This window comes from Gordonia oleivorans, from assembly GCF_040044975.1.
Taxonomy (GTDB): Bacteria; Actinomycetota; Actinomycetes; order Mycobacteriales; family Mycobacteriaceae; genus Gordonia; species Gordonia oleivorans.
Window position 1 is genome coordinate 52,020 of record NZ_JBDZDI010000014.1, and the last position, 13,189, is coordinate 65,208.

Consider the following 13,189-nt stretch of genomic DNA (forward strand, 5'->3'; position numbering starts at 1 on the left):
ATCGACCCTCACATCAGAAACCACCGGCGCGGGCGATCCCCGACGCCGGAGCCACCGAGCGCGGTTACGTCGCCGTCATCGCGCGTGGCACGGAATGGGCCGGACACTTCCTTGCGCGAGAAACCCTCGCGAATGTGTCCGGCCCTTTGCCGATTCGCCGGGATCGATCCCGGGTTCTCATCCCTTACGCATGACGACCCGCGACCGCCCCGACTCCACACTGGAACGAGCACATTCCCGTTGCCCCGTCGTGAGGAGCCGGACCATTGCACGCTGCGGACATGGGCCCCATCGACTACCTGGTGATCGAATTGGCACCGGTTACCGAGGAACTGCCCACCCGGATCGGTGAGACGCTGGCGCGGATGATCGCCTCGGGCATGGTGCGGATTCTGGATCTGCTACTGGTCCATCATGATCGGGACACCGGGTTGTCGGTCCGCGAGTACGAGGACGTCGGCGCCACGCTCCCCGCGGAACTCGGTGGTTCACTCGCCGAGATTCTCGCGCTCGAAGATCTCGACAATCTGGCTCCCGCGATCGAACCGGGCCGCAGCGCGGCAATCCTGGTGTGGGAGTACGTCTGTGCCCGGCAACTCATCGACGCGGCCGCCGCGTCGGATGCCCAGTTGGTCGCGCAGGGACGAATCCCGTTGCGCGCCATCGTGTCCTCGCTGTCCTGCGATGAGTGACAGGTGGGCCGCGCCCATCTCGGACCGCGGTCAGAGCAGGCGACGCTCCCGCGCCCGGTCGACCGCGTCGCGCCGGGTGGACACCCCGAGTTTGCGATAGATCGACTGCTGGTGGGTCTTGACGGTGTTGACGGAGACGAAGAGGTCCGCGGCGATCTCGGATGCCTTGTACATCGTCGGGAGATACCTCAGCACCGCCAACTCACGCTCGGTGAGCAGTTGTTCGGGCGCCACCGCATCCGGATCGGCCGGTGGTGGGGACGCCGCGGCGGTGTCGTCGCCGCAGAGTTCGAGGATGCGATCGACCACCTCGACATGTTTGCCGGTCAGCAACCGGTATCGCGCCACGATGGGGCCGATGTCGGCGGACCACGCCGCGAACGGGCGCACCGATCCGGTGGTACCGGCGACCGCGATCGCCTCCCCGATCCGGTCGAGGGCCTGGGCGTCGCGACGGCACCGGGCGGCCGCGACGGCGGCGACCACCATGGCCTCGCACTGCTGGATCGGATAGTCGCGGTACTTCGTCGACGGCCCGAGGATCGCTGCGACGTCGTTCGGCTTCGCCGACGCCAATGCGACCTCGGCGGTGACGACCCGTTCGAGGACGCCCGCGAGTCCCCAGTCCTGCGGCATCGGTGGCAGGCTTTCCCGGGCACCCTCGACGTCCCCGTGGACCAGGTGCAGCCGGATGAGGACCACGCACATCCACCGCCGGAGCAGGTCGGGCAGCGCGCCGGCGCGCGACCGCAGGACGGCCAGGCGATCGGCGGCGGTCCGGGCGGCGTCGGCGTCACCGGCGGCCACCGCCACCCAGATCGCGTAGATCTCCACGATCATCAGGGCGGCGATGTCGGTGACCGGTTCCCCGGCCACCCGCGCGCGCCGCACATGCTCCCACGCCTCCTCGAGGTGTCCGGTGTGCAGGGCTGCGGCAATGCACACCGCATGCGAGATGAGCACCTGAGGTTGCCTGCTCCAGCCCCGTCGGCCGGCCTGCTCCAACGTGGCGCGCGCCCGCCGACCGGCCTCGGCCAGATGACCGTCGATCAGATCCAGCAGCGACAGGTAACCCGACGCCGCGATGGCCACCAACCCCATGCCCTGATCGACGGCCTGATCTCGGCAGCCTTCCAGCATCCCGCGTGCCTCGACCAACCGGCCCTGCAGCAGGTTCCCGATCCCCAGGTTGTTGGTCGCGAGCACCAGGTAGGCGGGCGCGGCCGGGATGTGACCCGGTTCGACCTCGCCGATGACCTGCCGGATCTGCTCGGCCCGCACCGTGAGATCGGCGATGGTGTGGAACCGGGCGAGCACCATCCGGGCCACCGCGACCACGATCCGGGCGCTCGACACGAGTTCAGCGTCGGGATGAACCGCGCCGTCGGCCAGCATCCGCTCGACGGCGTCCGCGTACTGGCCCATCAGCAGGTAATCGCGTCGGTGATAGGCCAGCACGACGCCGATGATCTGCTCCGCCACGGTGGCCGGGAGGCCCGGCTTGTCGTCGACCTGCTGGAGCGTCGCCGCCAGATCGGCCGCGCGCGCGGTGAGCATCAGGGGAATTGCATACCCCCCGAGCACCCGCGCCGCCTGGGCCCGATCGTCAGCCGCGATCAGGTGCCCGACGGCGGCCACGTGATCACCGTGGTCGAGATACCAGTGCGCCGCGCGGCGATGCAGTTCGGGAACGCTGTCGGGCACTTCGGTCTGCAGCCGATCGCCGAGCAACTCCCGGAGCAGCGGGTGGTAGCGGAACCAGTCCGGGCGGTCGGCGAGGCGCACCGTCAGCGCGTTGTCGGCCACCATCTGTTCGAGAACACGGCGGCCGTCGTCGCGGCCGGTGAGGGCATGCGCCAGCGATGCATCGACCTCCGGGACGAGCGAGGTCGCCAGGAGGAATCGCCGGTCGCTGGACGACAGCCCCGCCAAGACCTCCTCGAGGAGATAGGCGGCCACCAGGCGGTTGTGACCGCTGAACTGCCACAGCGCGTCTCGACTGGCCACCTCGACCGGTGAGCCGCGGCCCAGCAGCGCCAGCCGCAGACCGGCGGGCCACCCCTGGGTGCGTTCGCCGAGCACACCGAGTTCGGCCTCGGACAGACCCATCCCGTCGCACAGCTGCCGGGTCTCGGCACTGGTGAATGCCAGGTCTTCGGCGGTGATCTCGGTGACGGCACCGTCGAGCTGACGCCGTCGTAGGCGCAGTCTGGGCCAGGTCCGGCCGATCAGGATCAGCCGCAGCCGATGCTCACACGCGTCGAGCAGCCGGATGATCGATTCGTTGACGTCGGGATCGGTGATCAGATGGACATCGTCGATGACGACGATCACCGGGGTGCTGCCCGCCGCCAGGACATCGCTGATCCGATCGACGTCGCCGAGGCCGAAATCGGGGCCCGGGGCGATCAGGTCGAGACCGTCGTCGTATCCGGGCACTCGGGCCACCCGGAAGGCCGCGAGCATATCGATCCAGAACGACGGCAGGTCGGCGTCGGGATCGGCGGTCAACCACACCACCGGCCACGGCGCATCCTCGGCCCACGCGGCCACGGCGAGGGTCTTGCCGTAGCCCGGCCCGGCGCAGACCACGGTGATCGGTCCCTCGATACCGGCGATCAGTGCGGCGTCGAGGCGGGGCCGGTCGACCAGAACCGGCGGAACCGCCGGACGCGACACCCGCAAGCGCGAGCGGGCGCCGCCGATGCCAGTTTCTGTCACAACCCGTCCCGAGGAGATCGCCGGATACTTCCGGCCAGATCTTACGCACCGACGACCACATCCACCCGGGTTCATCAACCTCGCGGGTTCATCCACCTCGGATGACGACCCGATCCGGGCATCCCGCCCATGATGGACACACCAGCACGATCTCATCAGTCGAGGAGAACCCATGACGATGCGTCCCTCACGAGGCACCCGGCATGCGGTGATCGGCCATCCGGTCGGCCGGGCACGCCCGGTTCCCGCCGCCGGCGACACGATCGCCAAGGCCATCGAACGTCGTGCCACCAGGGTCGACGGAGCATCCCGGGGTGCGCCCACCTGACGGGTGCGCCCAGGAAGGACAGGACCGGAACCGATCGTCCGGCTCAGACGTCGGCGACCGCGGTCACCTCACCACGCTCGATCGCCGCGACGAACGCAGCGTGATCGCCGGTATTGACCTTGGCGTACCGGGTGGCGAACCGACGGATCGCCTTGTCGAACTCGGCGGTCTCGCCGAGGTATGCCGAAATCGCGACGGCGTCGCCGGATCGGCCGTGGCCGTAGGCGAGCACCCGGGCACACACCCGGCCGTAGGCATACAACCCCTTCTGGTCCAGGGCCTCGATGACGAAGGAACCCTTGCCGTCGCGAAGTTGACGGAGGTAGAAGTCACGCTGCGTGCCGTCGAGGCCGGGCCCACCGTTCCACCCCAGGAAGACATCGCTGACCGCCTGGATCAGCTTTTGCCCGTGAACGACGCGCTGGCCCTCGTTGTCATAGGTCGGCCCGTCGAGATATCCCGCGAGCACCGAACGCTGGGCCTCCTTGGCCTGCAGTAGCAGCGGATCGCCGGAATCCTTGCCCTGCAGCAACAGAACCCACGCCTGCGTGCCCACACTGCCCACCCCGACGACCTTGCGCGCCATGCGCACGAACTCGAAACGATCGAGCAGGACCTGATGATGCGGCTCCATCGTCGCCCGGAAGTCGACGTACCGGCGTGCGATCTCGTCGTAGAACCCCGGCGCGGACTCACCGAGCAGATTCTCGATGGGAACGATCAACGGGGGCTGATCGACGAACTCGAGGGCGCCGTCGACGACGGTCGTCAGCTTGCTCAACGCCTGCAGGCTGTCGCGCCGCCACGCCTTCTTGATGGTGCGTTGGACCTCCTTGGCCGACTTCGGATCCAGATAAGGGCTCAGCAGTGCCAGATCGGGCGTCGGAATGGCATGGCTGTACCACGCTTTCAGCGTTCCCATGGACGCCAGTCCGGCCATCGTCGTGCGGTATTCGGTGGCGCAGCCCTGCGCGATCTCCTTGGCGATCTTCGGCGTGAACCCATTGCCCAGCGCGGCGACGACCAGGCTGGCGGCGAGCCGCTTCACGTCCCATTCGAAGGGGCCGGGATAGGTTTCGTCGAAGTCGTTGACGTCGAAGGTCAACTGCCGTTCCGGGGTGGCGTACAGCCCGAAGTTGCTCAGGTGCGCGTCACCGCAGAGTTGCACGGTCAGACCGGAATTCGGGGTCCGGGCGAGGTCGTCGGCCATCACCAGGGCGGCACCGCGGTAGAAGGTGAACGGGGTCCGGGCCATCCGGCCGTGGCGGATCGGCACCAACTCGGGAACCCGGGTACCCGCCTGACCGACCAGCAGACCGATCGGGTCGCGGTCGGCGCCGTCGCCGAGGTCGGCCAGATCGGCCACCGCGACGCGGTCGGCCGCCGCACGCCCGAGGGCTTCCCGATCGGACACGCTCAGATGGCGGCGTGCCGGGTCGGCCTCTACGTCCGGAGCACTCATGGCATGTCCGTTCTCATCGGTGACGACCGGCCCCGGTCGGGTCGAGCGGGGCCGAGCGGGGTCGAACGCCGGGGGTGGATCAGGACGCGAGGATGCGCTGCTTCTCCGTGGCGAATTCGGCGTCGGTCAGCACTCCCTGCGCGTGCAGATCCGCGAGCTGCTTGAGTTCGGCGATGCGGTCGGCGTTCGACGCGGCCGGGGCCGCCGGTGCCGGTTGCGGAGGCGGGGCCTGCTGGACATACTGCGGCTCGGGCTGCGCATACCGTTGCTGCTGCTCGTAACCCTGCTGGGCCCATCGCTGACCCTGACGACGAGACACTCTGTTGGACACCGCCGTTGCGGTTCCTGCGACGACTGCGGTGCGTGCCATTCCACGCAGGAGTCCGGGCATGATGTTCTCTATTCTGTCGTTCGGCGAAAAGTAAGAGGATCAGTTCTCGGCGGACTCGAGCGCTTCGATCAGGTCGGTGACCGGAATCCGGCCGGACGCGACCGGCTCCGCCCCACTGCGCCGAAGCGCCGTCGCAAACGGTGCCGCCCAATGGTTTTCGTAGACGATGATGGCCGCGGCATGGCCGACGTCGAGCACGGCGCCCGCCTCGGCGAGATCATCCTCACCGATGAGGCCGGACGCAGCCTCGGCGAACAGCGTCACGTCGAGGTCGCCGGCGAGATCGAGGTCGGCGATGTCGACACCGACCACACCGTCGGCGGTGCGCCGGACGAAGGCGAGATCGAGGACCCGGATGATGTCGCGATCGACGAGGTCACGCAGATGCCCGAGTGCGCTGCCGTCGAAGTGGGCATCGGCGGGAAATTCGACGACGAGATAGTCGATCGGACCGATCTCGACGTCGACGTCGGTGATTTCGCTGTCTGCTGCGGTCATGGTGTCCAGCCTCTCATCGCCCCGATGTGCGCGGCATCATCCTACCGGTATGACAGCAGCCGACCGGCCGGTATGAGCGCAGTCGGACCGACCTGCGCATCGTCCCCAGGCATCGCGGTGAGGTCATCCGGTCCGGGTGATCCGGTCTGCAGGTGGGCGATGCAGGATGGAGCAGACGAACAACCGTCGCCGGGTCCGTCATGGCCCGAGATCGTGAGGAGACACAACATGTGGGATTCGTTCTGGGAGTTCATCTGGGGCATGGTGGTGATCTTCGCGTTCGTCGCCTACCTGCTGGTGCTGTTCTACATCCTGAGCGACCTGTTCCGGGACCGGAAGCTGTCCGGCTGGTTCAAGGCGATCTGGATCATCTTCCTGATCCTCATCCCCTACCTGACCGCACTGGTGTATCTCATCGCCCGCGGACGCGGGATGACCGAACGCACCGTCGCCGCACAGCAACAGATGCAACAGCAGACCGACGACTACATCCGCAACGTCGCCGGACCGTCATCCGCCGAGCAGATCGCCACCGCCAAGGCACTCCTGGACGCGGGCACCATCACGCCGGCGGAATTCGAGACACTCAAGGCCAAAGCGCTCGGGTGAGGCCCGCCGTATCGAAGTGAATCGGCCTCGGACGCGTCAGTTGTTGTCCATGACGCTGTTGTCCATGGCGCTGTTGTCCATGACGCGCCCGAGGAACTCCGTCGCCGCATCCAGCCCACCCCGCCACGGCAGGTCACCGTGATCGGAATCGACCACCCGGAACTCGTATCGTGTTCCGGCGGCGGCAAATTCGCCGAGCAATGCCGCAGTCAGCGGTAGCGGCACATCGGCGTCGCGAAACCCCTGCACCACCAGGATCGGGCGGTCGTACCCCGTGGTCGGAACGGCCATGTACCGGCGCAGCGCGGCCGCGAACACCGGATCGTCGAGGGGCCGGGAGACCAGCCGGCCGGCAGGTGTCTGCCCGACCACCGACGCGAAGTCCGGCGCGCAGACACTCGAGATCCGGTCGATGATGCCGCGTCCGAGGGGCGTCAGATACTTTCCGACGTCGACGTCGTCGGAGTTGGCGGCCATCCCCGCCAGGATCGCGGCCACGGTTCCGGTCAACCCGGCGGGCAGTGCGGGGACACCCGGCCGCAGGGCGAGGATCGCGTTCTCCACATTCGATGCGGGCGCCATCGCGACGGTTCCGCGGAAGTCGAGGTCACGCGCCCGAGCCGAGGCGACATTGCCGGTCGCCAGCGCGGCGTGACCACCCTGCGAGACACCCACCACCGCCCACCGGCGGGACAGGCCGGGAAGCGCGATGTGGGCGGCCCGCACGATATCGGCCGACGCCGTCGCCTCCGACCGGGTCTGCAGATACGGATGGGTCCGCTGGCCGGCGATGACATCCGCGGGACTCAGGCCCAGATACTCCGGAGCGACGACGGCATAGCCTGCCCGGTTGACTTCGGCGACGATCGCGGAGTCGGCACGTTCGGCGATCGTCGACGCGGTGAGGCCGCAGTCCGGTCCGAGCCCGGAGGTGCCGTGGGTCCACACCACCACCGGCCATCCGCCCGGCGGCGGTGTGCCGGCCGGTGTTCGCACCAACCCGCTCGCCGATACGGTGTGCCCGAATCCGTCGGTGGTGAGGTACGACAGTCGCGCCACGCGGTCGAGTCCGCCCCAGGCGCGGCCGAGTGGGGCGATCGCCACCACCGCGCCGGGCGGCCCGGGCGAGGCCTGCGCCGGGGCTCGCACCACACCCGCCAGAATGGCCGTGAACAGCACCGATACCATCACCGGCCACACGATTGCGCGCCTTCTCGTCGCCACGTCACACTCCTCGTTTACGAGTGAGTATCCACACCGATCCGCCCCTCGGAGTGGAATTGTGGCGTCGCGCGCGGACAATTGGGCCACATGACCTCCATGGAAATCCTCGCGCTCAGCGCGCTGTTCGTTCTCGTCGCCTGTGCCGCCGGCATCGGTGCGCTCATCGGCATCGTCGCCACCTCGGCTCGCACATCCCCGGCGGCGCCGGATCATGGCACCGAACTCACGCCCGTCCCCGCTCGCTGAGCGTCGCTCAGACCTCGTACTCCACGAGCCGGCCCTGCACGTAGACCTCGGCGATCGCCGGCTCCCGCATCCCCATCAGCAGCGCGAACAGCGTCTGCTCCCTGGCCAATTCGGGATCATCGGAACGAATCCCGTTGGTCAGCAACGATTCCAGCGGTGCCCAGCGCTCCGGCTCGATCACCAGGAAATCCGCTTCCTTGCCGGCGTCGAGGTTGCCGAATCGCTCCTCGGCGTCGAGCGCCCGCGCCCCGGCCAGTGTCCCGGTGAACAACAGCTGCGCGGGATGCAGCGCCACGCTCGCGTCTCCGGGTTCGGAGATGTGCACCTTGAACGCGTCGGCGAGCACCTGCGGTATCAGCCACTCATCCCCTGCGCCACAATCGGTTCCGGCCGCCACCGTCACACCCGCCGCCACCGTCCGCCGCCACGGCATGGTGCCCGAACCCAGGAACTGTTGCGATGTGGGGCAATGCGCGATCGATGTCCCGGTCTGCGCCATCCGTGACAGCTCGGCGTCGGTGCAGTGCACCGCGTGGGCCATGATCGTCCGTCGTCCCAGCAGACTCTCACCGCCGGTCGACGAACCCGGCAGGAACTTCCCGTCGTAGGTGTCGAGATAACTCTCGACCTCGAAAAGCGTTTTCACCGTGTCGATTTCACCGGTGAGCGGACGATTGTTCTCGTTCAGGTGGGTGTGCACGTACACCCCCCGCTCGGCCACCGACGCGTAGAGATCCCCCAGCGCACGCAAGGTGTCGGTGGTCACCGACAGGCTGAATCGGGGCACGATGGCGGTGTGGCGCAACGCGGTTGACGGGTCACCGGTGTCCGAGGCATGCCAGCGGTCGATCTCGGCCAACGTCAAGGCGATCGCGTCGGCCTCCGAGGTCATCAGCGGCGCAGCCGAATCCGGCCCGGAAGTCTGAATGCCGCGGCCGCTGACGATACGCAGGCCCGCACGCTCGGTTTCGGTGAACAGTGCCTCCTGGGCCACCGGGAACGCCGATCCGAACACCATCGCGGCGGTCGTGCCGGCCGAGATCCGGCGAGCGGTGAAATCCCGGGCGATGCGGCGGGCGAACTCCGGGTCGGCCAGTCGCGCCTCGGCCGGAAAGATGCAGGTGTTCAACCATTCCAGCAATTGCCCGCCACCGTAGGCGTCCAGGGAGTAGGTCTGCGGGAAGTGGATGTGGGTGTCGACGAAACCGGGCAGCAGGAAGGCCGGGCCGTGATCGATCACCCGGTGCGCGGCGAACTCGTCGGGAACCTCGTCGCGGGGTCCGGAGAACAGGATGATCCCGGAGTCGTCGTCGACGACCAGGGCACCGTCGGCGATGTCGACGAGCGCGGCCACCGCGTCGTCGACGGTGGGACTCCCGGCGATGTGGACGAGGTGGCCGAGGTGCGTGCTCATCGGTCAACCGAAGCACAACCGGCGCGGTTCGGCGCGCCGAGCAGGGCGCGTCTCAGATGACCCGCTCAGATGACGTGGCCGTCCCATTCGTGATCGTGCATGAATCCCTCGGCGAGGCCGACGCGGTACTTCACGCAGCTGCGCAGGATGCCGAGGTAGGCGGCGGGCAGCAGCAGGCCCGGTTTCCGGTCACCCGGCACCCCGATGACGTCGTCGAATCCGCGCAGGTCCCGGAAATACTCGCGCATGGTGCGTCCCTGCCGGGAGTCCTCCGTCCAGCCGAACAGCGTCATCCCGACCTTGATCATGGTGTGCACGTCGTCGTCGGGGACGATGACCTCGGTGTTCTCCCCGAAGAACGCGCGGTCGACCCGGTTGTGCGGGCGGAACATCATGATCCCGCTGGTCGCGCGGGGATTGCACTCGATGCAGTACAGACCCTTCTCGGGGTGATCGATGAAGTCGAAACCCACCTGGCCGGTGAAGTCGGTGCCGGCGAGGAAGTCGGTCACCCAGTCCAGGATCCCCTGGTGGTGGGCGGAGACGAACGACAGGCAGGAGCTGCCGCCGATCGCATACTCCACCGGATAGGTGGCGTGGGCGAAGATCCGGCCCTCCCGCACCACCGAGTAGGTGCAGTAGCGGTCGCCGGTGAGCCATTCCTGAGCCAGCCACGGGTTGCTCGGGTCGTGATCGAGCCACTCCATCGCGTCACCGGGATAGACCTTGTGCACCTTCTGCGAACCACGCGAATAGCACTTCTTGACGGCGAACGGTCCGGTGAAGTCGAGTTGTGCGATGTCGTCGCGCCCGCGGAGTTCGGCGAACTTCAGGGTCGGGATTCCGCGGTCGGCCAGCATGACCTGGAAGTCGTATTTGTTGTGTAGCCGGTTCTCGAGGTCGAAATCGGAGAGGAACAACTCGCATTCGGGCGGGAAGAGTCCTCGCATCATCGACAGGATGTCTGTTTCCTCGTGGATCGGGATGACGATGTCCACCGACTCCTCGACGACGATCCGCGCGAGTTCACGGCAGTATTCCTGCGGTCGGAACTTCGGAGGTGGGACGAGGTGAAAGCCACTGACCGCATTGGAGACCCGGGTGATGGCGACCGGGATCGAGTCCACCGTCGTCACCCGGTGCCCGCCGGCGGCGAGCAGACGGGCGAGGTTCAGGGTCAGGAATGATCGGCCGAAGGTGATCAGCACATGCTTACCGGTTGGGGGCACGTCGCGAGTCTAGGGCGTGTCTCCCCCTGCTTCTGCGGGGGATTGGCGCGCGGGGCGGCCCGACGACACCGGTGAGGACACCGATAACGCCGCCGAAGGGCCCGCGGGCGTCCCCAGTTCGGCATAATTGACGGGCTCTTGTCGGCCCCACCCGGCATACTCGGACATGTCGGTACCCGGAATACCGGGACCGCGATGACTGTTGCAGTCTTTCGCGTTGTTAAGTTGATGTTGTCGGTCGTCCACGGCCGCAGGGGTGGAGGTGCGGATGTTGTTTGTCGTCGGCGTCATCTCCGCATGCCTGGCTGCCGTCGCCTACGGCATGTCGACGGTCCTGCGTGCGCTCGGTGCCCGTCGCGTCGCCCAGACCTCGCGTGAGGACGGGATCGAGGACACCAACGCGGCCGGTGGTCCGTCACTGCAGTCGACGATGTCCACGTTTGTCGATCCGTCCTTCATCCTCGGCACGGTGATGGTGATCGTCGGGTTCGCCGGCGGCGCGGTCGCCGCGCGGTTCCTGCCGCTGTTCCTGTCGCAGACCATCGTCTCGGCCAACCTCGTCGTCACCGCACTGCTCGGGACGATCATGCTCAACATCGCCCTGCACACCCGGGACTGGGTGTCGATCTGGCTGGTGGTGTTCTCGCTGTGTCTGCTCGGCTTCTCCTCATCGCATACGACCGGTGAGGGCCAGGCCCACTCGATCCACTGGGGTCTGTTCGTCGCGACGCTCGTGTTGTCGTCGTTGGCCCTGCTCGGTGTCTACCGGCTGGGTCGCCACGGCGCGATCGTCGGTGGCGCCATGGCCGGCCTGCTCTTCGGCGTCATCGCGATCGCCGTGCGCATCCTCGACGGCGTCCACCCCTTCGATCTCAAGGTGCTGCTCCTCGACCCGGCGGCATGGACGATCGCCGTCGCGGGAGCGGCCGGATTCTTCGTGCAAACCGTCGCCCTGCAACTCGGTGCGGTCAACGGCGTCACCGCGGTCCTCGTCGTCGGTGAGACCGCGGGACCGAGCCTGGTCGGGGTGCTGTTCCTCGGCGACACCGCCAAGGAAGGTCTGGGCTGGCTGGCCGTCGTCGGATTCATCGGCGCGGTGATCGGTGCGGTCCTCGTCGCCTGGTACGGCTCCGGCGATCCCGACCACTTCGGCGAGGCACCGCCGATGAAGGGCGGCTGGCGACGCGGACGGGAGAATGACGACCTCGACACCGCGGAGCGCGACGCCGCCGGGGTGACGAGCGACGGGTCGACGACCGCCGCGGTGAGCACCGACACCGACGACGAGGTCAGCGAGGACCAGTTCTGCGACGCCGACTTCACCCTGGTGGAGGACGATCTGGAAGCCGACCTGGGTGTCACCGGCGATCAGCGGGTGGCCCGTCCCGGCGGTAACGGACCGCGCCGCACCCCGTGACGCCTCACCCCGTGAACCGGCTGCACGCTTGACACCGACCGATGGCGCCGACAGCGTGGTGACCATGTCCACGACCACATCCGCCGCCCGCCGCGCCTACGACACCCTCGAACCCTTCCACGTCCTGGCCTACTTCAGTCCGGCCCTGGCCGGCGCGCACGAGGCGACCGGCCTGAACGCGCATGCCTTCTACGTGGGTGCGCGTGCCGCACCGATGGGTCCGTGCGCGGCGTCGGTGGTGACTGCCGCCTTCGTCAACTTCGCCCCCGATTCGATCGCCAAGAGTTGGGCCAAGGCGCTCGAGGTCGGCCTCGACCGGGTGTCGCAGGCCCGTGACCGGATGCTCGATGAACAATTGCGCGACATCTGGGGCGAGGGCGTCGACGACGACGCGATCGCCGCGGCCGCCGATGTGTTCGCCGAGGCGGCGCAGACCCTGCCGTACTCGGGTCGTCCGCTCGCCGCCGCGTGGGCCGCGGCCCCGGCACCCACGCCGCCGCACCTGCGGCTGTGGCATACGTTCGCCGTGCTGCGAGAGTGGCGCGGCGACAACCACATTGCCGCGCTGGTGGTTCACGGGCTGGGCGGACTCGACGCCGCGGTATTCCACGAGGCGGCACTGCCCGATCCCACCGTCACGCGCCGGGTGCTGGGCCGGGATCTGACGCTGCTCACCCGCGGCTGGTCGGCGCAGGAGTGGGAGGAATCGGTGGATCGTCTTGTCGCCCAAGGGCTCGCCGAACGCACCGGTTCCGATACCGATCCCGGTCACCGCCTCACCTCCGACGGCGCCGCCATCTACGACGACATCGAGGCGCAGACCGACGCCCTCGGTGAGCAGCTGTGGTCGCGTCCGGAGCTGTCGGAGACCGTCACCGCCCTGCGCCCGTACGTGAAGTCCGTCATCGACGCCGGGGTCCTGCCCGGCACCCGGAAGAAGTAGCCCGGAAGAAGTAGC

13 protein-coding genes are annotated in these 13,189 nt (G+C 68.0%); 6 read left to right on the forward strand and 7 right to left on the reverse strand.

Features of this window, described 5'->3' with window-relative positions:
* Positions 1-281: 281 nt before the first annotated feature.
* On the forward strand, positions 282-692 hold the full coding sequence (locus ABLE92_RS18060) for a DUF6325 family protein (protein ID WP_348806141.1): 411 nt from the start codon (positions 282-284) through the stop codon (positions 690-692).
* Positions 693-722: 30 nt separating this feature from the next.
* On the opposite strand, the gene ABLE92_RS18065 is transcribed toward ABLE92_RS18060, so the two are convergent.
* Positions 723-3,413 (reverse strand): helix-turn-helix transcriptional regulator, encoded by a 2,691-nt coding sequence (locus ABLE92_RS18065; protein ID WP_348806142.1) that lies wholly within the window; start codon positions 3,411-3,413, stop codon positions 723-725.
* Between the two features lie 172 nt (positions 3,414-3,585).
* On the opposite strand from ABLE92_RS18065, the gene ABLE92_RS18070 reads away from it, so the two are divergent.
* Positions 3,586-3,741: a hypothetical protein gene (locus ABLE92_RS18070; RefSeq protein WP_348806143.1), complete on the forward strand. Its 156-nt coding sequence runs from the start codon at positions 3,586-3,588 to the stop codon at positions 3,739-3,741.
* A gap of 43 nt (positions 3,742-3,784) precedes the next feature.
* Here the strand turns inward: ABLE92_RS18070 and ABLE92_RS18075 are convergent, their stop codons facing one another.
* The 3 genes from ABLE92_RS18075 to ABLE92_RS18085 form a co-directional block, all read right to left on the reverse strand.
* Positions 3,785-5,203: a DUF2252 domain-containing protein gene (locus ABLE92_RS18075; protein ID WP_348806144.1), complete on the reverse strand. Its 1,419-nt coding sequence runs from the start codon at positions 5,201-5,203 to the stop codon at positions 3,785-3,787.
* A 79-nt stretch (positions 5,204-5,282) separates the two neighbouring features.
* On the reverse strand, positions 5,283-5,594 hold the full coding sequence (locus ABLE92_RS18080) for an SHOCT domain-containing protein (RefSeq protein ID WP_348806145.1): 312 nt from the start codon (positions 5,592-5,594) through the stop codon (positions 5,283-5,285).
* A gap of 39 nt (positions 5,595-5,633) precedes the next feature.
* On the reverse strand, positions 5,634-6,092 hold the full coding sequence (locus tag ABLE92_RS18085) for a DUF6325 family protein (RefSeq protein WP_348806146.1): 459 nt from the start codon (positions 6,090-6,092) through the stop codon (positions 5,634-5,636).
* A gap of 228 nt (positions 6,093-6,320) precedes the next feature.
* Between ABLE92_RS18085 and ABLE92_RS18090 the strand changes: the two genes are divergently transcribed.
* Positions 6,321-6,701, forward strand: a complete 381-nt coding sequence (locus ABLE92_RS18090; RefSeq protein ID WP_348806147.1) for an SHOCT domain-containing protein — start codon at positions 6,321-6,323, stop codon at positions 6,699-6,701.
* A gap of 36 nt (positions 6,702-6,737) precedes the next feature.
* On the opposite strand, the gene ABLE92_RS18095 is transcribed toward ABLE92_RS18090, so the two are convergent.
* On the reverse strand, positions 6,738-7,889 hold the full coding sequence (locus ABLE92_RS18095) for an alpha/beta hydrolase family protein (RefSeq protein WP_348806217.1): 1,152 nt from the start codon (positions 7,887-7,889) through the stop codon (positions 6,738-6,740).
* A 123-nt stretch (positions 7,890-8,012) separates the two neighbouring features.
* Between ABLE92_RS18095 and ABLE92_RS18100 the strand changes: the two genes are divergently transcribed.
* Positions 8,013-8,171: a hypothetical protein gene (locus ABLE92_RS18100; RefSeq protein WP_348806148.1), complete on the forward strand. Its 159-nt coding sequence runs from the start codon at positions 8,013-8,015 to the stop codon at positions 8,169-8,171.
* Between the two features lie 7 nt (positions 8,172-8,178).
* On the opposite strand, the gene ABLE92_RS18105 is transcribed toward ABLE92_RS18100, so the two are convergent.
* Together ABLE92_RS18105 and ABLE92_RS18110 are read right to left on the reverse strand one after the other, a co-directional pair.
* Positions 8,179-9,585 (reverse strand): amidohydrolase family protein, encoded by a 1,407-nt coding sequence (locus tag ABLE92_RS18105; protein WP_348806149.1) that lies wholly within the window; start codon positions 9,583-9,585, stop codon positions 8,179-8,181.
* 65 nt (positions 9,586-9,650) lie between these two features.
* Positions 9,651-10,814 carry an ATP-grasp domain-containing protein gene (locus tag ABLE92_RS18110; protein ID WP_348806150.1) on the reverse strand — a complete coding sequence of 388 codons (1,164 nt, stop codon included), beginning with the start codon at positions 10,812-10,814 and terminating at the stop codon, positions 9,651-9,653.
* 268 nt (positions 10,815-11,082) lie between these two features.
* On the opposite strand from ABLE92_RS18110, the gene ABLE92_RS18115 reads away from it, so the two are divergent.
* Together ABLE92_RS18115 and ABLE92_RS18120 are read left to right on the forward strand one after the other, a co-directional pair.
* On the forward strand, positions 11,083-12,231 hold the full coding sequence (locus ABLE92_RS18115; RefSeq protein ID WP_348806151.1) for a DMT family transporter: 1,149 nt from the start codon (positions 11,083-11,085) through the stop codon (positions 12,229-12,231).
* 58 nt (positions 12,232-12,289) lie between these two features.
* Positions 12,290-13,174 carry an SCO6745 family protein gene (locus ABLE92_RS18120; RefSeq protein WP_425476160.1) on the forward strand — a complete coding sequence of 295 codons (885 nt, stop codon included), beginning with the start codon at positions 12,290-12,292 and terminating at the stop codon, positions 13,172-13,174.
* Positions 13,175-13,189 lie beyond the last annotated feature (15 nt).